At 41.4% G+C, this 24,543-nt stretch carries 24 protein-coding genes; 7 read left to right on the top strand and 17 right to left on the bottom strand.

All coding sequences use genetic code 11. The annotated features are described in order from the left end of the window. Positions 1–204: 204 nt before the first annotated feature. From MTN96_RS20060 to xerD, 6 genes are all read right to left on the bottom strand, one after another. A complete protein-coding gene (locus MTN96_RS20060) occupies positions 205–387 on the bottom strand; it encodes a hypothetical protein (RefSeq protein WP_024031585.1) in 183 nt (60 codons plus the stop codon). 396 nt (positions 388–783) lie between these two features. Continuing rightward, entirely contained in the window at positions 784–2,319 is a 1,536-nt protein-coding gene (lysS, locus tag MTN96_RS20055) for a lysine--tRNA ligase (RefSeq protein ID WP_248532607.1), read from the bottom strand. Between the two features lie 26 nt (positions 2,320–2,345). Continuing rightward, a protein-coding gene (gene prfB / locus MTN96_RS20050; protein WP_096041210.1) for a peptide chain release factor 2 occupies positions 2,346–3,444 on the bottom strand; the annotation gives its coding sequence in 2 pieces (ribosomal slippage) (positions 2,346–3,368 and positions 3,370–3,444; 1,098 coding nt in all). Positions 3,445–3,588: 144 nt separating this feature from the next. Further along, positions 3,589–5,310, bottom strand: coding sequence for a single-stranded-DNA-specific exonuclease RecJ (recJ, locus tag MTN96_RS20045; protein ID WP_248532606.1), 1,722 nt, complete (start codon positions 5,308–5,310; stop codon positions 3,589–3,591). Between the two features lie 293 nt (positions 5,311–5,603). Beyond that, complete coding sequence (gene dsbC / locus MTN96_RS20040) at positions 5,604–6,332, bottom strand: bifunctional protein-disulfide isomerase/oxidoreductase DsbC (RefSeq protein WP_248532605.1); 729 nt, start codon at positions 6,330–6,332, stop codon at positions 5,604–5,606. A gap of 60 nt (positions 6,333–6,392) precedes the next feature. Continuing rightward, positions 6,393–7,319 carry a site-specific tyrosine recombinase XerD gene (gene xerD / locus MTN96_RS20035; protein WP_055254835.1) on the bottom strand — a complete coding sequence of 309 codons (927 nt, stop codon included), beginning with the start codon at positions 7,317–7,319 and terminating at the stop codon, positions 6,393–6,395. Positions 7,320–7,425: 106 nt separating this feature from the next. Between xerD and fldB the strand changes: the two genes are divergently transcribed. Beyond that, on the top strand, positions 7,426–7,947 hold the full coding sequence (gene fldB, locus MTN96_RS20030) for a flavodoxin FldB (protein WP_004588002.1): 522 nt from the start codon (positions 7,426–7,428) through the stop codon (positions 7,945–7,947). A gap of 34 nt (positions 7,948–7,981) precedes the next feature. Here fldB and MTN96_RS20025 read toward each other — a convergent pair whose 3' ends face one another. After that, complete coding sequence (locus tag MTN96_RS20025; protein WP_248532604.1) at positions 7,982–8,929, bottom strand: DMT family transporter; 948 nt, start codon at positions 8,927–8,929, stop codon at positions 7,982–7,984. Positions 8,930–9,121: 192 nt separating this feature from the next. On the opposite strand from MTN96_RS20025, the gene MTN96_RS20020 reads away from it, so the two are divergent. Beyond that, the gene (locus MTN96_RS20020; RefSeq protein ID WP_054983746.1) at positions 9,122–10,036 is read left to right on the top strand and encodes a LysR substrate-binding domain-containing protein; all 915 of its coding nucleotides are present in this window, start codon (positions 9,122–9,124) and stop codon (positions 10,034–10,036) included. A 2-nt stretch (positions 10,037–10,038) separates the two neighbouring features. Here MTN96_RS20020 and MTN96_RS20015 read toward each other — a convergent pair whose 3' ends face one another. From MTN96_RS20015 to MTN96_RS20005, 3 genes are all read right to left on the bottom strand, one after another. Next, a complete protein-coding gene (locus tag MTN96_RS20015) occupies positions 10,039–10,485 on the bottom strand; it encodes a DUF2147 domain-containing protein (protein WP_055254841.1) in 447 nt (148 codons plus the stop codon). A 177-nt stretch (positions 10,486–10,662) separates the two neighbouring features. Next, a complete protein-coding gene (locus tag MTN96_RS20010) occupies positions 10,663–12,669 on the bottom strand; it encodes an alpha-amylase family protein (RefSeq protein WP_248532603.1) in 2,007 nt (668 codons plus the stop codon). A gap of 155 nt (positions 12,670–12,824) precedes the next feature. Then, a complete protein-coding gene (locus tag MTN96_RS20005) occupies positions 12,825–13,523 on the bottom strand; it encodes a tRNA1(Val) (adenine(37)-N6)-methyltransferase (RefSeq protein WP_248532602.1) in 699 nt (232 codons plus the stop codon). 76 nt (positions 13,524–13,599) lie between these two features. Between MTN96_RS20005 and srmB the strand changes: the two genes are divergently transcribed. The 3 genes from srmB to MTN96_RS19990 all read left to right on the top strand — a co-directional run bounded on the left by srmB (position 13,600) and on the right by MTN96_RS19990 (position 15,859). Further along, the gene (gene srmB, locus MTN96_RS20000; protein ID WP_248532601.1) at positions 13,600–14,829 is read left to right on the top strand and encodes an ATP-dependent RNA helicase SrmB; all 1,230 of its coding nucleotides are present in this window, start codon (positions 13,600–13,602) and stop codon (positions 14,827–14,829) included. Positions 14,830–15,058: 229 nt separating this feature from the next. Beyond that, positions 15,059–15,379, top strand: coding sequence for a BON domain-containing protein (locus MTN96_RS19995; RefSeq protein ID WP_004587996.1), 321 nt, complete (start codon positions 15,059–15,061; stop codon positions 15,377–15,379). A gap of 336 nt (positions 15,380–15,715) precedes the next feature. After that, the gene (locus MTN96_RS19990; RefSeq protein WP_248532600.1) at positions 15,716–15,859 is read left to right on the top strand and encodes a hypothetical protein; all 144 of its coding nucleotides are present in this window, start codon (positions 15,716–15,718) and stop codon (positions 15,857–15,859) included. Between the two features lie 339 nt (positions 15,860–16,198). Here the strand turns inward: MTN96_RS19990 and MTN96_RS19985 are convergent, their stop codons facing one another. Together MTN96_RS19985 and yaaA are read right to left on the bottom strand one after the other, a co-directional pair. Beyond that, on the bottom strand, positions 16,199–17,155 hold the full coding sequence (locus MTN96_RS19985; RefSeq protein WP_029774207.1) for a mechanosensitive ion channel family protein: 957 nt from the start codon (positions 17,153–17,155) through the stop codon (positions 16,199–16,201). A 123-nt stretch (positions 17,156–17,278) separates the two neighbouring features. Next, entirely contained in the window at positions 17,279–18,058 is a 780-nt protein-coding gene (yaaA, locus tag MTN96_RS19980) for a peroxide stress protein YaaA (protein WP_248451294.1), read from the bottom strand. A gap of 254 nt (positions 18,059–18,312) precedes the next feature. Between yaaA and tal the strand changes: the two genes are divergently transcribed. Together tal and MTN96_RS19970 are read left to right on the top strand one after the other, a co-directional pair. Then, positions 18,313–19,263 (top strand): transaldolase, encoded by a 951-nt coding sequence (gene tal / locus MTN96_RS19975; RefSeq protein ID WP_248532599.1) that lies wholly within the window; start codon positions 18,313–18,315, stop codon positions 19,261–19,263. 305 nt (positions 19,264–19,568) lie between these two features. After that, positions 19,569–19,757 carry a DUF3545 family protein gene (locus MTN96_RS19970; RefSeq protein ID WP_004587992.1) on the top strand — a complete coding sequence of 63 codons (189 nt, stop codon included), beginning with the start codon at positions 19,569–19,571 and terminating at the stop codon, positions 19,755–19,757. Between the two features lie 180 nt (positions 19,758–19,937). Here MTN96_RS19970 and ung read toward each other — a convergent pair whose 3' ends face one another. From ung to MTN96_RS19945, 5 genes are read right to left on the bottom strand one after another with little or no spacing between them, the layout of a single operon-like run. Beyond that, positions 19,938–20,600 carry a uracil-DNA glycosylase gene (ung, locus tag MTN96_RS19965; protein ID WP_248532598.1) on the bottom strand — a complete coding sequence of 221 codons (663 nt, stop codon included), beginning with the start codon at positions 20,598–20,600 and terminating at the stop codon, positions 19,938–19,940. After that, the gene (locus tag MTN96_RS19960; protein ID WP_248532597.1) at positions 20,597–21,457 is read right to left on the bottom strand and encodes a cobalamin-binding protein; all 861 of its coding nucleotides are present in this window, start codon (positions 21,455–21,457) and stop codon (positions 20,597–20,599) included. Before MTN96_RS19960 ends, ung begins: the two co-directional genes overlap by 4 nt. Next, positions 21,457–22,056, bottom strand: coding sequence for a cob(I)yrinic acid a,c-diamide adenosyltransferase (gene cobO, locus MTN96_RS19955; RefSeq protein WP_248532596.1), 600 nt, complete (start codon positions 22,054–22,056; stop codon positions 21,457–21,459). Before cobO ends, MTN96_RS19960 begins: the two co-directional genes overlap by 1 nt. Then, the gene (locus MTN96_RS19950; RefSeq protein WP_248532595.1) at positions 22,040–23,530 is read right to left on the bottom strand and encodes a cobyric acid synthase; all 1,491 of its coding nucleotides are present in this window, start codon (positions 23,528–23,530) and stop codon (positions 22,040–22,042) included. Before MTN96_RS19950 ends, cobO begins: the two co-directional genes overlap by 17 nt. A 5-nt stretch (positions 23,531–23,535) precedes the next feature. Further along, a complete protein-coding gene (locus MTN96_RS19945; RefSeq protein ID WP_248532594.1) occupies positions 23,536–24,540 on the bottom strand; it encodes an iron ABC transporter permease in 1,005 nt (334 codons plus the stop codon). Positions 24,541–24,543: the final 3 nt, after the last annotated feature.

Below are 24,543 nucleotides of genomic sequence, written 5' to 3'. Positions count from 1 at the left end.
TTCGAACCCTCGATAGAGCTACAAACTCTATACTCCCTTAGCAGGGGAGCTCCTTCGGCCACTCGGACACCTCTCCGTCTTGTGGGGCGTATAATAAAGATTTCAGAAAATATGTCAAACACTTTTATGCCAAAAATGACTATCTGGTTACAGAACGCACATAAGTCAGCTTTAATTGTATAATTGGTTTGAAAAGTAAACGATTTAAATGTTTTTGTCTTGTGGGTTAACGCCCATTAAAGGCACTAAATCATCTTTGAGCTGCGCTAAATATTGCTCTTGGTAACCTAATTGCTGAAACTCAGCAATACAGGCTCGGTAATAAGCTTGTCGCTTTTGCTCTGTGGTGTCAGTTTCTGGCGATTCTTCAACTCGGTTGTCTTTCATATTATATTCTAAGTCCATTTGAGAATTCATATTTAGAGTGCTATTTTAACCCAGCTCAAAATTTTGGCGTATTTTAGCTAAGTTTTTTACATAAATACAACATAATGTTTAAAAAACAGTCATAAAATTACGTTATAGCACTGTTATTAAGGTTATTTAAAACAAGGCTACATTAAATAACCTAATCTGAATTAACTATTAATAAGTACTAATAACTAGCTTTAAAATTTAGTTTAGTACTAATTAATTAAAAAGCGAACAATCTTATCCTCTCTTCCGCCTGTTTTTTTAAAGCAATTTACTCTCCAACTTTTTCTGCATTGGCGCTTATTTTTATACTCACACAAAAACGCCGCTAAAATTTAGCGGCGTTTATCACATTTATTTTGTTAAAGCTTAGTCAGCTTGTGGGCGCATATGCGGGAACAAAATAACATCTTTAATGGTTGGTGAATCAGTAAATAACATTACTAAGCGGTCAATACCAATACCTTCACCGGCAGTAGGTGGTAAGCCGTACTCTAGTGCGCGTATGTAGTCTTCATCGTAATGCATTGCTTCATCATCACCGGCGTCTTTTTCTTCAACTTGGCGAGTAAAGCGCTCTGCTTGATCTTGTGCATCGTTAAGCTCCGAGAAGCCATTTGCAAGCTCACGTCCGCCAACAAAAAACTCAAAGCGGTCGGTAACAAATGGGTTTTCGTCGTTACGGCGCGCAAGTGGCGATACTTCCCACGGGTAACCAGTAATAAATGTAGGTTGGATAAGCATGTGCTCAGCCGTCTCTTCAAATATTTCACATAAAAACTTACCTGGGCCCCATACACAATTTTCAGGAATTTTAACGTGTACTTGTTTAGCGTACGCTTTTAATTCTTCAAAGTGGTTTTCTGGGTCATTAAATACCGCAGCATCAAACTCAGGGTTATATTTTAAGATAGCATCAGCCATGCTTAGGCGCTCAAACGGTTGGCCAAAGTCGTACTCTACTGAGTCGATAACTTCGCCGTTTTCATCTTTAGTGGTATTAACTACAATTGTGCTACCTAAAACATTTGTTGCAACTGTACGTAGCATGTCTTCGGTAATGTTCATCAGGTCGATGTAATCAGCGTAGGCTTGGTAAAATTCAATCATAGTGAATTCTGGGTTGTGACGCGTTGATAACCCTTCGTTACGGAAGTTACGGTTAATTTCAAATACGCGGTCAAAACCACCTACTACTAAACGCTTAAGGTAAAGCTCAGGCGCTATACGTAAGTACATGTCTATATCAAGTGCGTTATGGTGAGTCACAAATGGACGCGCAGACGCACCGCCAGGAATAACCTGTAGCATTGGCGTTTCTACTTCCATAAAGTCGCGCTCTGCTAAAAAGCGACGAATACCTTCAACTACTTGTGAGCGAATGCGGAATGTTTCGCGCGTTGCTTCGTTAGTAATTAAATCAACATAACGTTGACGGTACTTGGTTTCTTGATCTGATAAACCATGAAACTTCTCTGGTAATGGGCGTAGTGACTTTGTAAGTAGTTCGTACTCGGTCATTTCTACGTATAAATCGCCTTTACCTGATTTATTAAGTGCGCCTTTAACACCAATAATATCGCCAATATCTAGTTGACCATATTTTGCTTTTAAATCTTTTTGCACATCTTTAGATGCGTAAGCTTGTACACGGCCTTTCATGTCTTGAATGGCCATAAAAGGACCACGCTTAGCTAAAATACGGCCAGCAATTGATACAACGTGCTTAAGCTCTACTAATTCTTCTTTACTCTTATCACCAAACTCAGCCTGTAAGTCAGCCGTGTAATGTTCACGACGGAACTGATTAGGATGACCGTTGGCTGGGCAATTTTCGCGAATAGCGTCTAATTTGCCGCGACGCTCAGCGATTAACTTATTTTCGTCTTGGATTTGATCAGTCATTTTTTAGCTCTTTTTTAGCTTGGTGGTTATAGGCCAGATTTTAGGCTGGCTTCAATAAATTTGTCTAGGTTGCCGTCAAGTACCGATTGCGTATTACGGTTTTCAACGCCAGTTCGTAAATCTTTAATACGTGCATCATCAAGTACGTAAGAACGAATTTGACTTCCCCAGCCAATATCCGACTTTGCGTCTTCTTGCGATTGCTTTTCAGCATTTTGCTGCTGAAGTTCAAGCTCAAATAATTTTGCTTTTAACTGCTTCATTGCTTGGGCTTTATTTTTGTGTTGTGAACGCTCGTTTTGACACTGAACAACCGTGTTGGTAGGTACGTGAGTAATACGTACTGCCGATTCGGTGGTATTAACGTGCTGACCACCCGCGCCCGATGCACGGTAAACATCTATACGTAAGTCAGCCGGATTAATATCAATTTCAATATTGTCATCTACTTCTGGGTAAACAAACGCAGAGGCAAACGAGGTATGACGACGACCACTTGAATCAAATGGGCTTTTACGTACTAAACGGTGTACGCCTGTTTCTGTGCGCAGCCAACCATATGCGTATTCGCCTACAAAGCGCACTGTTGCACCTTTAATACCGGCTACATCGCCATCGGTTGCTTCTACTAGCTCAACTTTAAAGCCTTTAGCTTCGCCCCAGCGTAAATACATGCGTAATAACATGTTACACCAGTCTTGTGCTTCAGTACCGCCAGACCCAGATTGTAAATCAAGGTAAGCATCGTTTGCATCGTGAGAGCCCGAAAACATACGGCGAAACTCTAAACCCTCAAGCTGTTTATTTAAGCCTTCAAGTTCAGTTTGCGCTTCAACAAACGTGTCTTCGTCTTCTGCTTCTACTGCAAGCTCTAATAAACCTTCTACGTCGTCAGCACCTGCTACTAAGTTGTCGATTGTTTCAACAACCGCTTCTAAGGCTGATTTTTCACGGCCTAGTGCTTGTGCGCGCTCAGGTTCATTCCATACGGCTGAATCTTCAAGTTCGGCGTTTACTTCTTCTAGGCGCTCTTGTTTGTGAGCGTAGTCAAAGGTACCCCCGAAGCAGTTCAGTACGTTCGCGAATTTCCTTGATTTGATTAATCACAGGATTCACTTCAAACATGTACATTACTCCAAAATGGCTAGATTATTGCGCGCTAAAATTAGCACTAAACGCAATAAATTATCGTCAAATGATAAAAACGCCCGATTTTAACAAAAAACCGCGCGCTTTATTAGCCTTTTATGCATGCATTGTGCATATTTTTTAATGCACTTTTTCAAGCTCGCGAACAATTAATTGCAGGCTAAACTTGCCTCTAAATTCGTTTATGTCGAGCTGATAAGCCACTTTGACATAACGGGCCTCGGTGTCGGGCCATGCTTTTACATCTATTCCAAATGCAATAGCGTCAACTAAGCGCCCAGATTGATGTTTAAGCACCAGTTTTAAGTGTTTTTCGCCTACTATACGCTGCTGAATAACCTCAAAGGTGTGCTCAAATACCGGCTCAGGAAATTGCTGCCCCCATGGGCCTGATTGCTTTAATAGCTGAGCAAAGTCCATTGTAAAGCAGTCGTTTGGCAGCTCGCCATCGGTAAATACAATGCAGCGTTTACTTTCTTCGCTTAACTGCGCGCTTACAGCGGCATCAAACGCGTTTTTAAAGTCATTAAAATTTTGCTCATCAATACTTAGCCCTGCCGCCATGGCATGGCCGCCAAATTTATTAATTAAGTGCGGGTCGGCGGTATTTAGCCCTTCGAGTAAATCGCGCATGTGTAGCCCTTCAATAGAGCGGCACGAGCCTTTTATTTCACCGTTTTCGCCACCGGCAAAAATAACGGTTGGGCGGTGGTATTTTTCTTTTAAGCGACCCGCCAAAATACCAATAACACCTTGGTGCCAGTCTTCTTGGTATAAACAAATGGCATCGGGAATGTTGTCGTCACTAAACGCGAGCCTATCTAGCACGGCTTGCGCCTCGGCTTGCATGCCCTGCTCTATTTCGCGCCGTGCATGGTTTAAGCTATCTAACTCGCTGGCAATCCGCCTTGCTTGGTTTATATCGGTACTCAATAAGCACGCTATGCCCAAACTCATGTCATCTAGTCGCCCTGCTGCGTTTAAACGCGGGGCCAACGAAAAACCAAAGTCACTGGCGCTTAAACGCGCAGCATTGCGATTAGCCACTTCAATAAGTGCAGTAATACCTGGGCGTGTTTTACCGCTGCGAATACGCGCCAACCCTTGGTGTACTAAAGTGCGGTTATTTGCATCAAGCGCGACTACATCGGCCACGGTGCCTAGGGCAACTATATCAAGCAAGTCGGCTAAATTTGGCATAGCATGGCGTTCAAAATAACCTTGCTCTCGTAACGTGCTTCTAAGGGCTATAAGCAAGTAAAAGGCAACGCCGACACCCGCAATTGATTTTGAAGGAAAACGGCAATCATGACGGTTTGGGTTAACAATTGCATCGGCATTAGGGAGCTGCTCCCCTTGCAAGTGGTGATCAGTAACCAGTACTTTAATGCCCACTTTTTTCAGTATGTCTATGCCTGCAATACATGAAATACCGTTATCTACCGTAATGACCAGCTCTGGTTTTATATCAACAATTTGCTCAGCAAGCGCTGGGCTTAAACCATAGCCTAAGCTAAACCTGTCCGGTACAAGGTAGTCTAAGTTATTAAAGCCAAACATTGCCAAGCCTTGCATTAAGGTGGCTGTACTGGTTGCGCCATCGGCATCGAAGTCGCCAACAATTAAAATGCGGCTTTGCGCATTCAGCGCATCAATTAATAGCTCGGTGGCTTTGTCGATGTCTTTAAACAGTTTAAAGTCGATTAGCGTGGCTGCACTATTATTTAGCTCGTGTGCATTTTGCACGTTACGCGTGGCATAAATTTGCTTAATAACAGGGTGCAGATCGCTTGGCAGGTAAGAATCGTCTACATTTTCGCGCGCAATGATCAGTTTTTTCATGCTGGTTTTTAACTTATGGTGTTCATAATAAAAAGACAAAAAAAGGCCATAAAGGCCTTTTTAAACCAATTCGCTTAATTAAGTGGTCTATTTTGAGGCTGAAAAAACGTGTTGATAGCTAAGCAATAAATCCGCTATTTAGTTGTTCTCGGCAATAGCTCCTGCATTGCTCTATCTTCTGCATCCATGCAGTCGTAAATAAGCATTTTTTAACGCCGGTAAAACACGTTTAGCCCCGCAAAATGATAAAGTATTATCGCGGATTGGTATTAAACAGGTACTCAGATTTTTAATTAACCTGCTTTGTTCGCCTCAAGCGCTGCACTTAATGCCGCGGCTGGCTGGTAGCCAGGGATCATTGTACCGTCTTCTAAAATAATGGCTGGCGTGCCGCTAATACCAAAGCTTTGGCCTAGCTGGTAATGCTCAGCTACTGGTGCGCTACAACCGGCAACAACTGTTGTGTCTTCGCCTGATTTAGCTTCTGTTAGTGCTTCTTGCTGGTCGCGTGCACACCATACATTCATTAAATCGGCGTAGCCCGAACCTTGCAGTCCACCACGCGGAAACGCTAAATAACGAACAGTAATGCCTGCATCAAGCAAGTCGTCTAGTTCGCGGTGTAATTTACGACAATAGCCACAGCTAATATCGGTAAATACCGTAATTTGGTGTTTTTCGTTAGGCGCTTTATAAACAATCATTGAATCTTGGTATTCTTTAATACCTTCAACACGGACATCATTTAACGCTTGCTCGGTTAAGTTACTGCGGTTGTTTAAATCAATTAGCGTGCCTTGCATTAAAAACTGGCCGTCTGGGCTGGCGTAAAGTACACCTTTATTTGTAATAAGCTCTTTTAAACCGGCAACGGGGCTTGGGTTTATTTGCTTAACTGTTACACCTAACGTGGCAAATTTAGTAACAATAGGATCATTAGCATCTGGCGTTGTGGCTACGCCATTTGCAAATGCACTAATACTTGTGCACAACATTGCACCTGCTAACATTAATTTTTTCATAATTTTCTCTATCTAATAATACGTACTAAATTGACCGCTAAGCTGATATTAAATTTCATATTACGCGCGCGGATGATGCTCTGAGTGTACCGATTTTAATCGCTCATTGGCAACATGGGTATAAATTTGTGTAGTCGATAAGTCGCTGTGCCCTAACATCATCTGCACCACTCTTAAGTCGGCACCATGATTAAGTAAATGTGTTGCAAAGGCATGACGCAATGTATGCGGCGATAAATCTGACTCAATAGACGCCAAAATAGCATAGTGTTTAATACGATGCCAAAAGGTTTGTCGGGTCATACCTACACCGCGTTTTGAAGGAAACACAAAATCGGTGGCGTGTTTTATCATTTGTGCACGCCCCCCTTTTAAAAACTGCTCAAGCCAGTACATGGCTTCTTCGCCTAAAGGTACTAAGCGCTCTTTGTTGCCTTTACCTTTTACAAACACAACCGACTGGCGCAAGTTAATTTGCTCCATACGCAGCCCCACCAACTCAGTTACCCGTAAACCAGTTGCATAAAGTAGCTCTAGCATGGCTTTATCGCGCAGCCCCATTGGCTCTTCAATATTGGGCGCACTTAATAATGCCTCTACTTCGGCTTCTGAGAGCGTTTTAGGTAACGATTGGCCCGCTTTTGGTTGCGCAATGTTTTCAAGCGGTGAGCTTGCGATACGTTTTTCACGTACAAAATACTGATAAAACCGCTTTAACGCACTTATGCTGCGTGCCGTGCTACGTGGTTTTAACCCTAAATCTACGCGATACGCTAGATAGCTTTCTATATCTAAGCTGGTTACCGTCATTAAGCTTTCGCCTTTTAAAAACTGGCAAAACTTATCTAGGTCACTGCGATACGCGCTAAGGGTGTTTTCGCTTACACCTTGCTCTAAGTACAAGCTATCTAAAAAGGTTTCTAAAAAGTCGCTGTTGCTGTTTAGCTCGGTATTTGGTTCAGGTAAATCGTCAGGTAGCGTTGTCACGTTGTGATCTCATGTTGGTAATACCCACGGTAGAAGGTATCAATTAAAAATACCTTACGGTAAACTGCGCCCTATCATAACAGGCAATTACACAGTGATAAATACGATGCAGATTGGTTTATTTTTTGGCTCTACTACATGCTACACAGAGATGGCAGCAGAAAAAATTCGCGACCTTATTGGCGCCGATGTAGTGACCTTACACAATATTAAAGACGAACCACTTAAAAATGCAGAGCAGTACGACTTTATCATCTTTGGTATTTCAACATGGGATTTTGGAGAAATACAAGAAGACTGGGAGTCTAAGTGGGACGACATTAAAGATGTAAACCTAAATGGTAAAACCATTGCTTTATTTGGCATGGGCGACCAACAAGGTTACGGACAATGGTTTCAAGACGCCCTTGGTATGCTTCACGATGAAATAAATACCCAGTCGTTTACGCAACTTGGTTTTTGGCCAAACGATGAAAACTACGAGTTTGAAGCGTCAAAAGCACTTACCCCCGATGGCAAACACTTTGTTGGCCTAGCGCTTGATGAAGACAGCCAATACGAGCTAAGCGATGAGCGCATAGCCAGCTGGGTTGAACAAATAATGACAGAGTATAGCGAAACGCTATAACGAGTTTGGCCTAAACCATGTTTAGGCCAACACATTACAAATAACCAAGTTTTTTAGCGCACTTTTTTTCACGTATTTTTGCTTGCCTTTGCAATAGCCAATTAGGCGCAAAGGTATTAATAATACATGCCAGTACAATAAGCGCTGAGCCTATTACTTGCGATAAACTTAATGTTGTATCGTAAAAAATTAGCTGAAATAACAACGCAAATAATAAGTTAGAATAAATAAGCGGCGCTAGCTGCGAGTTAGAACTAGCTAATCGGTACGCCTTTCCTCTAAAAAATTGCGTTGCAGCAGTCGAAAAACCAATTAATGCCACCATCAGTAATAAACTGTAATTGCTTATATCGATTGCAAAACCTTGGTAAAATAGCTCACCTTCGCTGGTAAACATTAATACTGGCACCATAAAAATGGCAGCCAGCGTAAAACTCCAACCGTTAATAACCATCATCGGAAGGTTAATTTTACTGGCTCTAAACAAGGTGATTTGCGAGCAGGCATTAAAAATACCAGCCCCTAAACCAATTAATAAGCTCCAGCGCCATTGTATGCCATCGCTATGAATATTTTGAATAATCACACCCGCAAACATCAGCGCCATTGTAGGTAGCAATAACCAATTTAATTTAGTTTTAAAAAGCACCCGTTCTATTAGCGGTATAAATAACGGCCCAGTGCTAAATAAAATAACCGCTTCCACCAGCGTTAAAGTATTTAGCGCCACTAAAAAGCAGTTTTGGCACAGCACTATAAAAATCGCGCGAATAGCAAAGGTTCGCCATGCTGATTTATTAGGTAGCTGCCATTTAATACCTGCCGCCAATGCCAGCATAATAATCGCGGGTAAAAACACCCGTAAAAAAACCACTTCGCTGGTGCTAAAGTAATCGGTAAGTAACTTGGCTATAAAGCTATTTAACGCCAAGGTAAATGTAGAGAGCAGCATAAACACACTAGCACGAGAATTTAACGTCACCGCAGTTATCCTTTGAATAAAAAATGAATGTAAAAAGCAAAATTAAAGGCTTAATTTTTTTAATCTATTTATTATTTTTCAAAAAATTGGCATTGGCTTTTATGGCGCTAATTTTACGTGTACTTTATAAATTTAAAAGCGAATAATATTAAACTAACCTGTAAGTAAAACTTAACTGTTAATAAGTAACCTATGATCAAATCAGCGCCGTTAAAATCTCTCTATACGTTTATAGCTGTTGCCGAAACTGGCAGTATGGTGCTCGCGGCTGAGCAGCTAAGTATTAGTCACTCGGCGGTAAGTCAGTCTATTAAAGCGTTAGAGTTACAACTTAATACACCGCTTTTTAATCGCATTGGTCGCCGCGTTGAGCTCAACCCTGTGGGTGAGCGCTATTACAAACGCATAGCCCCGGCCATGGCTGAAATTTTAGCAGCCAGCCAAGAGGCTAGTAACACAGCGAATGAGCCAACTTATTTAACACTCAATATGGTTAACTCACTAGCACTGCACTGGTGGATCCCTAGGGTGGCCGATTTTCAGCGCATTTCGCCAAACAGCGACATTCGTATTTCTAACTTGGTGGGAGAATTTGATTTAGAGCGCGAAGGGATTGATGCAGCGATTATTCATGGCCAGCCCGATAAGTGGCAAAAATATCACTGTGAAAAACTAGCCGACGATCAGTTAATTTTAGTCTGTAACCCACAGCTTTTAGTTGGCTTAAATAAAGATGAGTTAACCGCGCAAAATTTGCTGCAGCGTTTTAAAGCAATCTACGTTACCAACCCACGTAGGCAAAACGATTGGCAAACGTGGTGCGAGGCTAATAATTTAGCGCAGCCTAAGCAGCATAATAACTTAACCTTTAATATTTCAGTGCAAGCAACACAAGCCGCGATGCGCCAGCTTGGCGTTTTGGTCACCCACAAACAATTTGTACGCGACGATATAAAGCACGGCATGCTCACGCAAATTGGCCAAAGCATTGTAAATCCGCATCAGCAGTTTTATTTTGCAACGAGCCACGCCATGCTTAATCACCCACAGGTAAGCGCATTACGAGCATGGCTTAAACGCGAGTTTTTAAAAACAGCAAACGAGTAGTGCTACTCCACACGTTGCCAATATTGGTTACGGTAAAAAAAGCCTATATAGCCACGTACTTCCAATGTTTTACCGTCGTTTTGTGGCGTTAGTTGCACGGTATAAGTTTTACCATTTGTAGGGTCAAGTATTTCACCATCGCCCCACACGCCATCATCTTCTGGTTTTACATCAGTGATTATGGTCATTCCTAAAATAGGCTGATTTTTTAATGCCCCATCACACTCTTTACAAATACCGGTTTGTTTAGCTGGGTCTAAAATAGTCTCAACTTTACCACTGAGCACCTTATCATTTTGAGTAATGCGTACGTACGATTTAGCCTCGTTGGTGTCTTCATCTATGGTTTTCCAAAGCCCAACAGGAGTCATGTTTGCAAGCGCACCTTGGCTTATAAATAAAGCCGCAGCGAGTGTTGTTAGTAACGGTAATTTGTTTAACTTTTTCATTGTGTTGCCTAAGTTAAAAATGGCGAATAAAACGATAATACCAGCTGATTTATAAACGCACTATTAAATTAAACTGCTATTTAGGTACTTATAAAAGTAAAAAACCAAGTACGCGTTAACCCACTTGGTTTTAAATTGGCTGATAGTTTTTTAACGTACGCGTTTTAAAGTACGTATTTAAAAGTTACGTACCTCTACATTTGAGCTGTTAAATTCAAACATATTAATTTTGCCACACTGTGCCATATGGTTAGTACTTGTATAGGGGGTATTTGCTTGGCTTATATCGCCTTCCCACTCTTGGCCATTTTTTATAAATGCTTTTAATTCAAACCATCCGTTAACAGCTTTACTGCAATCCATATCAACATCAAGCATCCAATAGTGTTCGCCCCATATATTAAGGGGTGTAACACCAAAGCCATCTACTGTTACCGATTTTTGGGCGCCATATTCACTTGGCCAAACATTTGTAGTCCAATCCATGGCAGTACCTTGCGCTTCACTGCTTTGGCCTTGTTCAATTCCATACCAATCTAGGTAGTTATCGTTTGCTTTCCAAGGTGTTGTGGTGTTGTTTTTTAGATTGTTATGGCGAATTGGCATAGCACATTCAACATTTGTTGTTTGGCAGTTTCTAGCAAGGTTTGTATTTGCATAGTTGTGGTCTATACCACCGCGTACAAACATGTCTTGTCCGCTTTGTGTTTGAGCATTAATAAAAACAACGGTTCTTTGCCAGTCGCTATTATTAGGCACTGTTCCTTGAGTTAATTTAGCATTTTTATGAATTGCTATTGCATCCCATGGCGCTACATTTAAATTGATGGTGCCGTTGCTATTAACTGTTATTACTTCACCGCTACAACTAGTAGCATTACCCAAAAGCTCGCCTTTTAACACATTACAGTACTGTCCAGGCGCCATATCTGTTTGAATTGTTGTATCAAGCGTTGAGTCTTCTTTATTAATTGCCATATGACCGGAGCTACCACGTCCAAATGCAATCTGGTTATGGGTGTTATCCCACCAATTTGTTACTACCCAATTGTCGGCTGTGTTATTTCTAAAATCGACACCACCCGCAATATAAGACCAGCGATGCTCGCACTTCCAGTTACTTGCAAAACATTCTAAATTACCATTATTGTGCACCGGTACACTTGGCCCACCCGCATCTGTATCGCCGTGAAAATCATAACTCGACATTACTTTTGGATACCCATACGGATACGCCAACATAAATACGTTGGCTAGGTCGTATAAACGGCCATCTTCAAAGGTAATTACATTACCCGCACCACCATGGCCGCGCTGATTATCGTGGTTATCTACAAATACCACAGCTGATGAACTTGGCATAAAGCCCCAGCCTTCACCAAAATTACTTAACCATGCAAGCGAGCCATTTCTAAAGGTATTACCAAGCTGCGTACTGTATTTAAACTCGGTAACTAGCCCTGTACTTAAATATTCTGAGGCTGCAACCGCTTCAGTACCTTGATCTATCACCTCATGAAACACCACTGGCGAGCCATTTATTTTTGCCATTAAACTTTGAATATCACTTGCAGCAACATGCTTAGCAGCATCAAACCTAAAACCTTTAACACCCATAGCTTGAAGGTCATTAATATATGCCGCTAATGTATTTTGCACATAATTTGAAGAAGTGTTTAAATCGGCCAGCCCTACTAGCTCACAGTTTTGCACGCGATAACGGTTATTACCGTAATCTTCTGGGTTAATAGAGCAACTTTCGTGAAAATCTTGTGGGCTATAAATAGGGTATTGTTTATTACCAAAAGTGTTACCAGCAGTGCCCGTACCACTGCCGGCTGCCATATGGTTTATTAAAGTATCAACATATATATCAACGCCTGCGGCGTTACAGCGATTAACCATATCTATAAATTGCGAACGGTTACCGCCGCGGCTTTGAAGTTGGTAGCTCACAGGTTGATAGCGAGTCCACCATTGGCTACCTGTAATATGCTCGTTAGGCGGAGACACCTGTACAGCAGCGTACCCTTTTGGTCCTAAAAACTGCTCACATTCTTGGGCTACATCTTGCCAATTCCATTCAAATAAATGCACAAATGTTGTAGGCGCAGCCGATACTAAACTTGGTAAGGTTAAACCTAAGCTAAAACCTGCAGTGGTGATCATTTTACTGAGTTTCATAGTGTGTGTTTCCAGTGTTGGGCGAGTTAAACAACATACTCGACGTTATTTACAAGTGGTTAACACTAGTTTGAGAGTTGCTCAAATAAAAACTGAATACGTATGCATAATGGGTAAACTATCCTTTATTACTAGATAATTACCAGCCTTAAAAATTACATCTTCAAGTAAAACGCTTTACATAACGCAATATAATCATCGCTGTAGCGGTTGTTTTCATCTTTTATGCATAGGGAGGTAAGCTCAGGCAAAGTGTTTACTAAGCTAAAGCGCATTAAACTGCGGCTAAATGCTTTACTTGGTGTGGTTTTTATTTGGCAATGCGCGTTTAAATAAAGCCCGCTTTGTTTTGCCAAGTCAATGAATAAGCCCACCTCTGTGGTGGGTAAAATTACGTTAAAGCACGAATGCTCATGACTTAAACGCATATAGGCATGTATTAGTTCGTCAAAACTTAAACCATCGGTATGGCGTGCGGTGTTACGGGCATCGCTTAGCCCTTTTAAACTGCGGTTAAAATAAGGGGGGTTAGATATCACGACATCAAATGGCGCCGCCTGTTCAAACGCTTGTATAGTAGTGTGCTTTACTGTGATATTTGGCCACGGGCTAGAGGCTATATTTTGCTGCGCTTGCTTGTAAGCAGCTTCATCAATTTCAACAGCGGTTATGCTAAGTGCTGGTTGGCGCTGTTTACACATAAGCGCAAGTAAACCGGTACCTGTGCCTATATCGAGTAATGTGTTGGCACCTTTTAAATACGCCCATGCGCCAAGTAAAATGCCATCGGTTGAGACCTTCATAGCACAGCTATCGTGCTCAACCTTAAATTGTTTAAACGTAAACCCTGACATTTTTTCACCTTTTCATTCACCAACTGGCGTATAGCGCGTATAATTGCAGGTAATTGTCCCTTATTTTAGACACTCTATGCAATTTTCTGAATTTGATCTTGATACTAAACTACTCAACGCCATTGATAAAATGGGCTACGAGACACCAACCAGCATTCAACAACAAGCTATTCCTGAAGCGCTGCAAGGTCGCGATATTTTAGCATCAGCACCTACTGGCACAGGTAAAACGGCGGCATTTTTAATTCCGGCTATTCAATACTTAATGGATTTTCCGCGTCGCGACCCAGGTTTTGCACGTGTGTTAATAATGACCCCAACCCGTGAACTGGCTTATCAAATTCATGAGCAGTGTGAACTGCTTGCTAAAGGCACTCACCTTAAAATTGGTGTAGTAACAGGTGGTATAAACTACGGCACCCATAAAGAAATTTTTGAAAGCAATAACGATATTTTAATCGCCACACCAGGGCGTTTAATGGAATACCTTGAAACCGAAAATTTCCATGCTGAAAACGTAGAAATGCTTATTCTTGATGAAGCCGACCGCATGTTAGACATGGGCTTTAGAAAAGAAATGCTGCGCATATGTGACGAAGCTAAAAACCGTCGTCAGTGCTTTTTATTCTCTGCGACTCTAGAAGGCGATAGCGTTGAGTTATTTGCTGAGCGTATTTTAAACGACCCAGCTTTACTTGAAGCCGAATCGTCACGCAAAGAAAAAGCTAAAATTCATCAATGGGTTCACCTTGCTGATGACTACCACCACAAGCTTGAGCTGTTGGTTAATACCTTAAACGGCCCAGATGTAAGTAAAGCCATTGTGTTTGTAAAAACCCGTGAGCGCCTAGAAACGCTAATTGGTGAGCTAACTAACAATGGCGTAAAAGCCGCGTGGCTGCGTGGCGAAATGCCGCAAGATAAGCGCATGAAAGCGATGGAAAATTTCCACAGTGGCAAAACGCGCATATTAATAGCAACCGATGTTGCGGCTCGCGGTATTGATGTTTCTGACATTAGCCACGTAATTAACTTTGATATGCCGCGCACTGCCGATGTCTATGTACACCGTATTGGCCGTACTGGCCGTGCAGGTAAAAAAGGGATTGCTATATCATTAGTTGAAGCGCACGACATTGGCATTTTATACAAGGTTGAGCGATACACAGAGCAAAAGCTTAAGCGCCGTATAATTAAAGGGCTTGAGCCACAGCATAAAGAAGCTAAGCCACCCGCTAAAAAGCGTAAAGACCCTGTAAAAATGAAAGCTAAGAAAAAAGCCAAAGCTAAAAATAAAAAGAAATAGCACACCATAAATAAACAAGCCGGCAGTTGCCGGCTTTTTTGTACCCGTTACAAATGTAACCCAAGCATGTAACTCATTCCCATTAAAATGTAATTATTGCCCACCTGAATTCCCACTTAATAAAATAACCTTATATTTCAACAAATTAAAACTGGCATCGAAATTGTAACTGAGAAAGTAACTCAGCTAAGAATAGCTGCACGATTAACCGTAATGTAAGGATGAAGTTATGAACCGCTTTAAGTTAACTATCGCTTTAGTATCATTTTGTTGTTTATTTTTATTAGCTTGCGCTACAAAAGTAAGTGCAGCAACTAACTTAGCCGTAGTAAGCAGTGTGGCTACTCAACCTAACTTACAACAAACAATCACCAATACGTTACGTACTAACCCAAACTTAGCATTAAGCGATATTCGCGTGCAGGTTGAAGACGGTGAAGTTGACCTATACGGTGAAGCGCAAACAGGTTTTCAGCGTGCACTTGCACAAAAGTTTTTAGAAAATATGGATGGCGTTAAAATTATCCGTAATAAAATTAGTGTTATCTGATAAAGCATTACAATATTTGTTTATATAACTTATTCCTCTGCGTGGCTTGTTTCTCCAACACAAGCCGCGCTTTTTTATGCTTAACAGCACACTTTAGTATCTAAACTTCTAGCTTTAGCCCCCCTATTAAAAAATAGAGCAAACACTGAGCCGTCTTTTCCCACTCTTTTAAATTAGTGACTTACTACAGCTTTGATAAAAGAATGCTATAACAAGGCTGTAAAGTTCATATAATCAGCGCATTTTTAATGCCGTTGGCAATCTACAAGTGTTTGCTAATCAACCTCACCATAAATAACAGTTAATAATATATGGCTTAATGCATGCAAATGCCCCATGACTTATACAAGGAAGCTAATACATGAAACGATTTATTCACTACTGCTAATCCCTCTTATTGGCCATGCAGAGGAAGGTATTTTTGGCTTTGCTGCAGATGTGTCTGTATCCGGCTTTTTAGCCCAGAAATTAGTGAAATAGATATTATAAAAGTCTATGCAGATTCTGTTGCTGATCTGGCAGGATTAAAAGTAGGCGACAAGGTAATAGAGTTAGATAGCTGCACTATTCCAGCCTACTCTGCTGAGGTTACAAAAAAATCGATGACAAAAAACAGTGGTGAAACGCTTTTACTACTAATCAAAAAAACTCGATGGCAGCGAAAAGCAAATAAGTATTAACTTAAAATAAATTGATTAAAAGTATAGTTAAATTTAACCCAACGTAGCGCTTTGAAATTACTAGCAGCGCACTTTTTATGTAAAAATGCGCTGCTAGTGGGTAACTATTACTGGGCTAGTTTAAAGCAGTATTAGTCGCTCATTCGCTTTGATTTGAACCCGTATTACTCCCGCCTTGTTGTTTGGGTGACTGTTGGTTTATTTTATCGCTTATCATGGCATCGAGCTTTTCACCGCCTTTAATGCCAAAATCTAACGTACGTATTGGGAATGGAATACTAATATCTGCAGCATCAAGTGCTTGTTTAACAGCGACTACGCCTTTATGGCGTACTGTCATAAAGTCTGGCTCGCCTGGGTATTTTATCCAAAACCACACCAGTAAATTAATACTACTGTCGCCAAAACCTTCTGCGTACACAGCGGTTTCATCTTTACGTATTACAAAGTCAAACTCGTTAATTTTATCAACGATAACTTCTTTGGCTTTTTCAATGTCGTCGCCGTATGAAATACCCACCGGTACCTCAATGCGCCTAACGCCTAACGTGGTGTAATTTTTTAACACATTTCTAAATAATACCTTGTTAGGTACCAGTATTAACTGCCCGTAAAAGCTCTCTATTAGCGTGTTACGCAGGTTTATAGAATGTACAGAGCCAAATACGTCGTCGGTTTCAATTACATCACCCGCTTTAAATGGCTTGCGTATTCCCATAGCAATACCGGCAATTAAGTTCTCGGTCATGTCTTGAAAAGCAAAGCCAATGGCTAAACCCACAATACCCGCACCCGCTAGTAACGATGTGACTGTGCCTTTTAACCCCATAAAATCTAAAGCGATAAATAGGCCCACACATAACACAATAACCTTAAAAATAGACGCCATTAAATCAGCAATTTGCTTAGAGTCGAGTGAGCGCCTTAATAGGTTTTTCATTAGCTGGCCGGCAAAGCGCGCTATTATTGAAAATACAATGGCTATTACCACTGCCACAATAAAGTTTGGGATGTGGCTTATTACTACATCAAACCACCCTCCGAGTTTTTCTTCGATGAGTTTTTCGGCTTCGGCTACTGAAGGTATGCTGATCATATTTTTACACCTATCTATTTTTTATCTCATTAATAGTAGGTGAAGTTAGCAAGTTTAGCGCCAGCATAAAAAAAGCCATGCAATGCATGGCTTTTTAACTCATTGTTTGCTGAGTATAAACGCTTAGTTTTGCTCGTCGCGCATAAATACTGGCTCAAGCTCTTTTGCTGTTGCTTCAGGGCTAAAGTAATAACCCGCCACAGTAAACTCTTTTAATTGGCTCAGCTGCGTTATCTGGTTTTCTATAATGTAACGGGCCATCATGCCGCGCGCTTTTTTAGCGTAAAAGCTAATTACCTTATATTGACCATTTTTGCAGTCTTTAAAATGCGGGGTAATAATTTGCGCATTGAGTGCTTTTTTATCTACTGCTTTAAAGTACTCGTTTGAAGCAAGATTAACGAGGTATTGTGCGTCTTGCGCTTTTAATTCCTCGTTTAATTTATTAGCAATAATGCTGCCCCAAAATTCATACAAATTTTTCCCACGAGGGTTATCAAGCTTGGTGCCCATTTCTAGGCGGTAGGCTTGCATTAAATCAAGCGGCTTTAATAAGCCGTATAAACCTGAAAGTATTCGTAAATGGCTTTGCGCATAATCGAGGTTAGCGGCAGTGAGTGTTGCGGCATCTAAACCACCGTACACATCGCCGTTAAAGGCTAGTACCGCTTGTTTAGCATTACTTTGTGTAAATGGTTGCGACCATTCGCTAAAGCGCGCAGCGTTAAGCCCTGCAAGCTTATCGCTAATTTTCATTAGGCTGCCAATTTGCGCTGGAGTTAGTTCACGGCATACTTTCATGAGCTCTTCGCTGTGCTCTAGTAATTCAGGTTGAGTGAACTTATCTGTTGCGGGTGGCGTTTCGTAATCAAGATTTTTTGCTGGTGAAATAACAGTGATCATAGTTAGCTATTGACTTGTAATTTATTTAATGTCAATTTCAACATTAAATGAGACGAAAAGCACGTTTTGTTTATAAAATACCATTGAAAATTAATCGCAATGGCCTAAATCCTACCTTAATAAATCATGCATCGTCGTTTTTCTATTGATAAGGACATAAGACCTATCAAGCATTGTCACACTGTTGCAGTATTGAATACTTATATTAAGGTAGTTTAGATTTTCTTTTAACTTGCTTGGAATGAGGAAGGCAAATGACTAGCGCTCTACAAAGGCTAAAACAACATTCATCTATCGTAGCCGACACTGGCGATATTGAAGCGATCAAAAAGCATCAACCAGAAGATGCAACCACAAACCCGTCGCTTTTATTAAAAGCGAGCGAGATTGAAGCTTACAAGCCTTATTTAGATAAAGCTTGGAGCTATGCAAAAGAAACAGAGCAAGATGCAGCTAAACAGCTTGAACTTGCATGTGACTACTTTGCCGTATTACTTGGTAAAGAAATTAGCGAAATTGTACCTGGTTATATTTCTACTGAAGTAGATGCTCGTTTATCATTCGACACCCAAGCAACTATTGATAAAGCACATACCCTGCTTAGCCTTTATGAAATAGAAGGTGTAAGCAAAGACAAAATTTTAATTAAAGTTGCGTCTACATGGGAAGGCATTAAAGCGGCCGAACAGCTAGAAAAAGAAGGGACTAAATGTAACCTAACTTTATTATTTAGCGATGCTCAAGCACGTGCATGTGCTGATGCAAACGTATTTCTAATCTCGCCATTTGTTGGCCGTATTTTAGATTGGCACGTAGCAAATGGTATGGAAAAACCATCCGATCCGCTACAAGATCCAGGTGTTCAATCTGTACGTAGCATTTTTGAGTTTTATAAACGCCATGATTACAAAACCGTTGTTATGGGCGCAAGCTTCCGTAACACGGGTGAAATTATTGCGCTTACAGGTTGTGACAAGCTAACGATTAGCCCTAACCTACTAGAAGATTTAGGCAATTTAGAAGGCGCAGAAGAATACTTACTACAAAGTGATATTCCTAAAGAGCCAAAGCCTGCTCCACTTACTGAGTCGCAGTTCCGTTGGTTACATAACCAAGATGCAATGGCCACTGAAAAACTAGCTGAAGGTATCCGCTCATTCGCAGATGCACAAGAGCAGCTAGAAGCACGTTTTAAAGCAATGTAATACGCGCTAATTATGTATTAAACGCCGCACCTGCGGCGTTTTTTTATGCCCTTAATATAATCCGCACTGCTTTATACTAACCTGCCACAGCATGTACCATTGCCTACACAGCTAAATAGTTCACTTTTAGTGTTTTTTTATTTATTTTTTCTATCTAAAAATAGCGCGCTCAATAAAGCTAGTTAGTATTAAACTTCATCAACGCATCACATACCTGTAACAAATTCGTCACTTTTTTATTCTATTTTAGCTAGGCCTGTGGTATAGGTATTCTCGAGGTTCACTAAAATCAATAGGAGATAGTCATGGATAGCCTAAACGATATATTAGAGATATTAGAAGGTCCTGATACAACAAGAAAAACCTCTCAAAAGAATAAAAAAAGAAAGTGGCGCGAGATTGAGGCCATAAAAGACAAACAACGGTTACGTAAAGAACTACAGGAGTTAGACTTTTTTACAGACAGCATTGAAATTGATGAGCTAGATTTTTAATTTCAAACTCATTGCGCTCAATTAAGCAATTTATTTTGCGGCAGGAAAACCGTATCGATAGTAAAGCCTAACGCCAGGTTTTCCCCCTTCAAAATAATTGATAATTATTGCGCATGGGCATTAAACAAAATAACTAAGCAAAAGGCTTTCATAATACGAAAGCCTTTTTTAATATATCAATTAAACCTGCCAGTTAATGGCATTATCGCCTTGGGCTTGTAATAATTCATTTGTTTGTGAAAAGTGCTTACAGCCAAAAAAACCACGATGCGCAGAAAGCGGCGATGGGTGCGGCCCTTCTAAAATATGATGGCGAGCGCTGTTAATATTTTTACCTTTTTTTTGCGCATGAGCGCCCCATAAAATAAACACCACTCCTTTGCAGTGTGCATTTATATGAGCTATCACGTTATCGGTAAATTGCTCCCACCCTAAATGCTTATGCGAGTGCGCTTGGCCTTGCTCAACCGTGAGTACCGTATTGAGTAAAAACACGCCCTGCTCTGCCCAGCTTTGTAAGTAGCCATGGTCTGGTATTTCAAAACCGGGAATATCCGTTGCCAATTCTTTGTACATATTTTTTAGCGACGGCGGTAACTTTTTAACCTCTGGCAACACAGAAAAACATAAGCCATGGGCTTGGCCTTCTCCGTGGTATGGGTCTTGGCCTAAAATAACCACGCGAATATTGTTAAGGGCTGTCGCTTCAAAGGCGCTAAATACTTGCTCTTTGGGTGGGTACACAGCAACACCTTCGACACGGCGTTTTGCCACATAATCTAATGTTTGCTGCATATAAGGTTGCTGTAATTCATATTCTAAAAAGGCTGGCCAATCGCTCATTGTATACTCTTAACTTGTTTGCGTGATGCGTCTATTTTATCACACATATTTGCCAGTCCATCTAGCATGCGCGGCGTAAAACGATGTAATAAATCGGCATTTACACGTATAAATTGATCATGTTTTACAGCGGGGACTTCTGGCCATTTTTGCCAATTAATTTTAGGTTGTGGCTTATCGGCTTGTTCATCAGGAATAATAATAACCTGTGGTTTTTTAATCACCACGTTTTCAATACTTATTTGCGGGTAGTCGGTTGGGCTGTGTGCAAATACATTGCTTACATGACATGTTTCAATAAGCTGGTTTATCCATGTGTTTTCACTTACCGTCATCATTGGCTCTGGCCATAATTGATAAAAACCAGTTAATATTTTTTTGCTTTGCTGCTGCTTTTTAATTTTTTTGAGCTTAGTAATAAATGCGTTTGCTACTTGCTTGCTTTGCTCAATACGCCCTGTAAATTTTCCAAAAGCAATCAGCTCATTTGCAACTTCTTCTATTTTTTTTGGATCACTTAAATGTACTTTTATACCAAGGCGTTTAATTTGTTCTAAATCTTCACTTTGATTACCGCTTTTCCAACCAATCACTAAATCGGGTTTTAGCGCTAATAATTTTTCAAGAGAAATACCATAGTAACCACCAATGCGCTCAATACTTTTAGCTTCATTTGGGTAATCGGCGTAATCAACAGTGCCAACAATATTACTTCCCGCACCTATAGCAAATAGGTTTTCTACTATATGCGGTGCAAGTGCTACAACGCGCAGTTTATCTGGCGCAGCTGTATCACGGGCCACGGCACTGCCCCCTGAACACAATAACAGCAGTGCAGTAAAAAACGCTTTATACATTAGTAATCAAACCCTTCTAGTGCTTTTATACCCGAGTCGAAGGCGTGTTTAACATTGCGCACTTCGCTTACAGTATCGGCAAGGTCTGTTAACGTGCGGTGCGCTGCGCGACCTGTAATAATAACCGATTGCATGGGAGGGCGATTATTTAGCGCGTTTACTACCTCATCTAAATCAATATAACCGTAAGTCACCATGTAGGTAAGCTCATCAAGTAATACTAAATCAATACTGCTATCTGCAAGCATACGCTTTGACTCTTGCCACGTTGCTTGCGCGGCTGCGGTGTCGGCTTCTTTGTTTTGCGTATCCCATGTAAAACCGGTATTCATAACGGCAAATTCAACCCCTGCGCCTTGTAATAAGTTACGCTCTCCACACTCCCATGTGCCTTTAATGAACTGACAAACAGCGGCTTTTTTACCATGCCCTACGCAGCGAGCAACCACACCAAAGCCTGAGGTAGATTTACCTTTACCATTACCCGTAATTACCTGAAATATCCCTTTAACATCTTGCGCAGCAGCCACGCGTGCATCTACCTGCTCTTTTACTTTTTGTTGGCGCTGCTGGTGCTTCTCGTTATTTGTATCCGTCATTATTATCTCCTTCATAAATCGATATAATGTGTTGTATGTTCAAATGCGCCTCGCACATAGTGGCCAGGCGCTCTAGTTGTTGCTCGCGGTGCGCTACAATACTCACAGGTTGTATGGCTGCATCGCTTTTTACCCACTTTAAAATTTGCAGTGTGGCAGCGGGTTCATCAAACAAGCCATGTAAATAAGTACCAGCAATGGCATTGTCGTCACTAATAAAGCCATCGTTTTCAAACCCATGAGGGTGCGCGTTAAACGTTAAAAATGGCTTATTAAGTGCTGCGCCTTCACTAATGCCGGCATGAATTTCGTAGCCGCTACACGGTGTTTGCAAATCATTTAACTGCATAGCCGCCGTTACTTTAGTGAGTACTTTTTGGGTGCTAAGTGTGGTTTCAAAATCGCATAGGGCAAGCCCCGTTACTTGCTTTAATGACGACTCGACTCCGTTGGGATCATTTATGGTATACCCCAACATTTGCATACCGCCACACACCCCCAATACTTTACCGCCATAACGTATGTGGCGCTTTATTTGCGTATCCCAGCCTTCATTTTTTACAAAACTTAAATCACCCAGCACGTTTTTACTGCCAGGAATAATAATCAGATCAACCGGTGGGATCGCGTGTGTGTGGCGTACATAATTTATATTAATATTTGGGTGCAGCCGCAATGCATCAAAATCGGTATGGTTACTAATATGCGGCAATAAAAGCACAGCTATATTAATGGTGGCAGTCGTCACCGTGTTATCTATTGCTACAGCATCTTCGGCATCAAGTGCTAAATCATGCAAATAAGGCAGCACTCCAAGCACTGGTTTTTTTGTGTAGCGCTCAAGCCAATCTAGCCCACTTTGTAGCAAGCTTATATCGCCTCTAAAGCGGTTTATAACAAAGCCTTTTACGCGCGCTTGCTCGGATTCGCTTAATAACGCAAGTGTGCCCACTAAATGCGCAAACACACCGCCTTTGTCTATATCGGCAATAATAATGACAGGGCAATCTACCGCTTCTGCGTAACCCATATTGGCAATGTCGTTCTCGCGTAGGTTTATTTCTGCGGGGCTGCCTGCGCCCTCAACCAATAATAAATCAAACTGCTTTGCTAGGCGTTTATGCGAGGCAAGCACTGCATCCATCGCAACCTGTTTATAGTTATGATAAGCCCCTGCCTCCATATTACTAATGGCTTTTCCATGTATAATGACTTGTGCCCCCGTATCACTATTTGGTTTGAGCAATATGGGGTTAAAGTCGTTTTGAGGCTCTACTTTAGCGGCTATAGCTTGCAAAGCTTGCGCACGGCCTATTTCGCCACCCTCTTTTGTAACCGCGCTATTAAGCGCCATATTTTGCGGTTTAAAAGGCGCGACCTTTACACCTTGCTTTGCAAACACTCTACAAAGCGCAGCGACTAAGGTGCTTTTTCCGGCATCTGACGTAGTGCCTTGAATCATTAAGGTTTTCATCAGCACTATGCCTTTGTTTTTCTAAAAAAGAGTAAGCTTAAAAAAAATACGCTACCCATGGCTGCTGTAATTACCCCTACAGGGAGCTCTTGGTTTTTAAGTAATGAGCGCGAAAGCACGTCAACCCACACCATAAACGTGCCGCCCACTAAGCTCGTAATTAGTAAGCCAGCAGTACTGCCCTGAGATATAAAAAAGCGCACTATGTGCGGCACCATTAAACCTACAAAGCCAATACCGCCACATAGGGCCACCAGCACGGCCGTTATTAACGAGCTCAATACCAACATTAAAATTCTAAAACGGTGCACACGGACCCCAAGCGTTATCGCGCTTTCATCGCCAAGAAGCAGCGCATTTAACTGCCTTTTAAAGCTCAGCATAAAGCTAATACACACCACTATAACCACGCATGGCAACCATAACGTGGCCCATTGTGCGCGGGCAAAGCTACCTAACGTCCAAAACAAAATACCAGCCACTGCTTGCGGGTCACTCCAATACAGCAATAAACTTGTAAATGCGCTAAATAAAAACGACAGTGCCACCCCCGCTAGCAACATAGACTCTACTTGCGTGCTTTTTTGCCGCCCAGCAATAAGTATCAATAAGCCCATTGCTAAAAAGCTCCCTAATAAGGCAGCAGCCGATAACATAAACCCTGCACTAATACCCGCAACGGCCATAAGCAGTACTACCCCAAACGACGCGCCTGACGATATGCCAAATAAATACGGATCAGCGAGCGGGTTACGAGTAACCGTTTGTAAAATAAGCCCTGCAATAGCCAAACCTGCACCCGCCATAAAGGCAAGTAAGGTACGAGGTAACCTAAGCTCATAAATAATACGCGCGTTAAACGAGCCCTCCCCTGCTGATAAAACCCCTGTGAGCACATCACTTAACGGCGTATCTGCGGCGCCAAAGCTCAGTGCGCTAAAAAGGCTGCCCAGTGCAATTAATACGGCTGCTATAAATATTGTCCACTGGTTTATTTTTGTTATATCCATTTA

This window comes from Pseudoalteromonas sp. 2CM28B (genome assembly GCF_023161935.1).
The sequence above is the reverse complement of the archived record's forward strand: the minus strand, read 5'-3'. Positions and strand labels throughout refer to the sequence as shown.

What these genes read in the sequence shown, in the direction of transcription:
- MTN96_RS20060 (WP_024031585.1), bottom strand. Translation starts at nt 387, where the DNA reads ATGAAAGACAACCGAGTTGAAGAATCGCCAGAAACTGACACCACAGAG.
- lysS (WP_248532607.1), bottom strand. Translation starts at nt 2,319, where the DNA reads ATGACTGATCAAATCCAAGACGAAAATAAGTTAATCGCTGAGCGTCGC.
- recJ (WP_248532606.1), bottom strand. Translation starts at nt 5,310, where the DNA reads ATGAAAAAACTGATCATTGCGCGCGAAAATGTAGACGATTCTTACCTG.
- dsbC (WP_248532605.1), bottom strand. Translation starts at nt 6,332, where the DNA reads ATGAAAAAATTAATGTTAGCAGGTGCAATGTTGTGCACAAGTATTAGT.
- fldB (WP_004588002.1), top strand. Translation starts at nt 7,426, where the DNA reads ATGCAGATTGGTTTATTTTTTGGCTCTACTACATGCTACACAGAGATG.
- MTN96_RS20020 (WP_054983746.1), top strand. Translation starts at nt 9,122, where the DNA reads ATGATCAAATCAGCGCCGTTAAAATCTCTCTATACGTTTATAGCTGTT.
- MTN96_RS20015 (WP_055254841.1), bottom strand. Translation starts at nt 10,485, where the DNA reads ATGAAAAAGTTAAACAAATTACCGTTACTAACAACACTCGCTGCGGCT.
- MTN96_RS20010 (WP_248532603.1), bottom strand. Translation starts at nt 12,669, where the DNA reads ATGAAACTCAGTAAAATGATCACCACTGCAGGTTTTAGCTTAGGTTTA.
- MTN96_RS20005 (WP_248532602.1), bottom strand. Translation starts at nt 13,523, where the DNA reads ATGTCAGGGTTTACGTTTAAACAATTTAAGGTTGAGCACGATAGCTGT.
- srmB (WP_248532601.1), top strand. Translation starts at nt 13,600, where the DNA reads ATGCAATTTTCTGAATTTGATCTTGATACTAAACTACTCAACGCCATT.
- MTN96_RS19995 (WP_004587996.1), top strand. Translation starts at nt 15,059, where the DNA reads ATGAACCGCTTTAAGTTAACTATCGCTTTAGTATCATTTTGTTGTTTA.
- MTN96_RS19990 (WP_248532600.1), top strand. Translation starts at nt 15,716, where the DNA reads ATGACTTATACAAGGAAGCTAATACATGAAACGATTTATTCACTACTG.
- MTN96_RS19985 (WP_029774207.1), bottom strand. Translation starts at nt 17,155, where the DNA reads ATGATCAGCATACCTTCAGTAGCCGAAGCCGAAAAACTCATCGAAGAA.
- yaaA (WP_248451294.1), bottom strand. Translation starts at nt 18,058, where the DNA reads ATGATCACTGTTATTTCACCAGCAAAAAATCTTGATTACGAAACGCCA.
- tal (WP_248532599.1), top strand. Translation starts at nt 18,313, where the DNA reads ATGACTAGCGCTCTACAAAGGCTAAAACAACATTCATCTATCGTAGCC.
- MTN96_RS19970 (WP_004587992.1), top strand. Translation starts at nt 19,569, where the DNA reads ATGGATAGCCTAAACGATATATTAGAGATATTAGAAGGTCCTGATACA.
- ung (WP_248532598.1), bottom strand. Translation starts at nt 20,600, where the DNA reads ATGAGCGATTGGCCAGCCTTTTTAGAATATGAATTACAGCAACCTTAT.
- MTN96_RS19960 (WP_248532597.1), bottom strand. Translation starts at nt 21,457, where the DNA reads ATGTATAAAGCGTTTTTTACTGCACTGCTGTTATTGTGTTCAGGGGGC.
- cobO (WP_248532596.1), bottom strand. Translation starts at nt 22,056, where the DNA reads ATGACGGATACAAATAACGAGAAGCACCAGCAGCGCCAACAAAAAGTA.
- MTN96_RS19950 (WP_248532595.1), bottom strand. Translation starts at nt 23,530, where the DNA reads ATGAAAACCTTAATGATTCAAGGCACTACGTCAGATGCCGGAAAAAGC.
- MTN96_RS19945 (WP_248532594.1), bottom strand. Translation starts at nt 24,540, where the DNA reads ATGGATATAACAAAAATAAACCAGTGGACAATATTTATAGCAGCCGTA.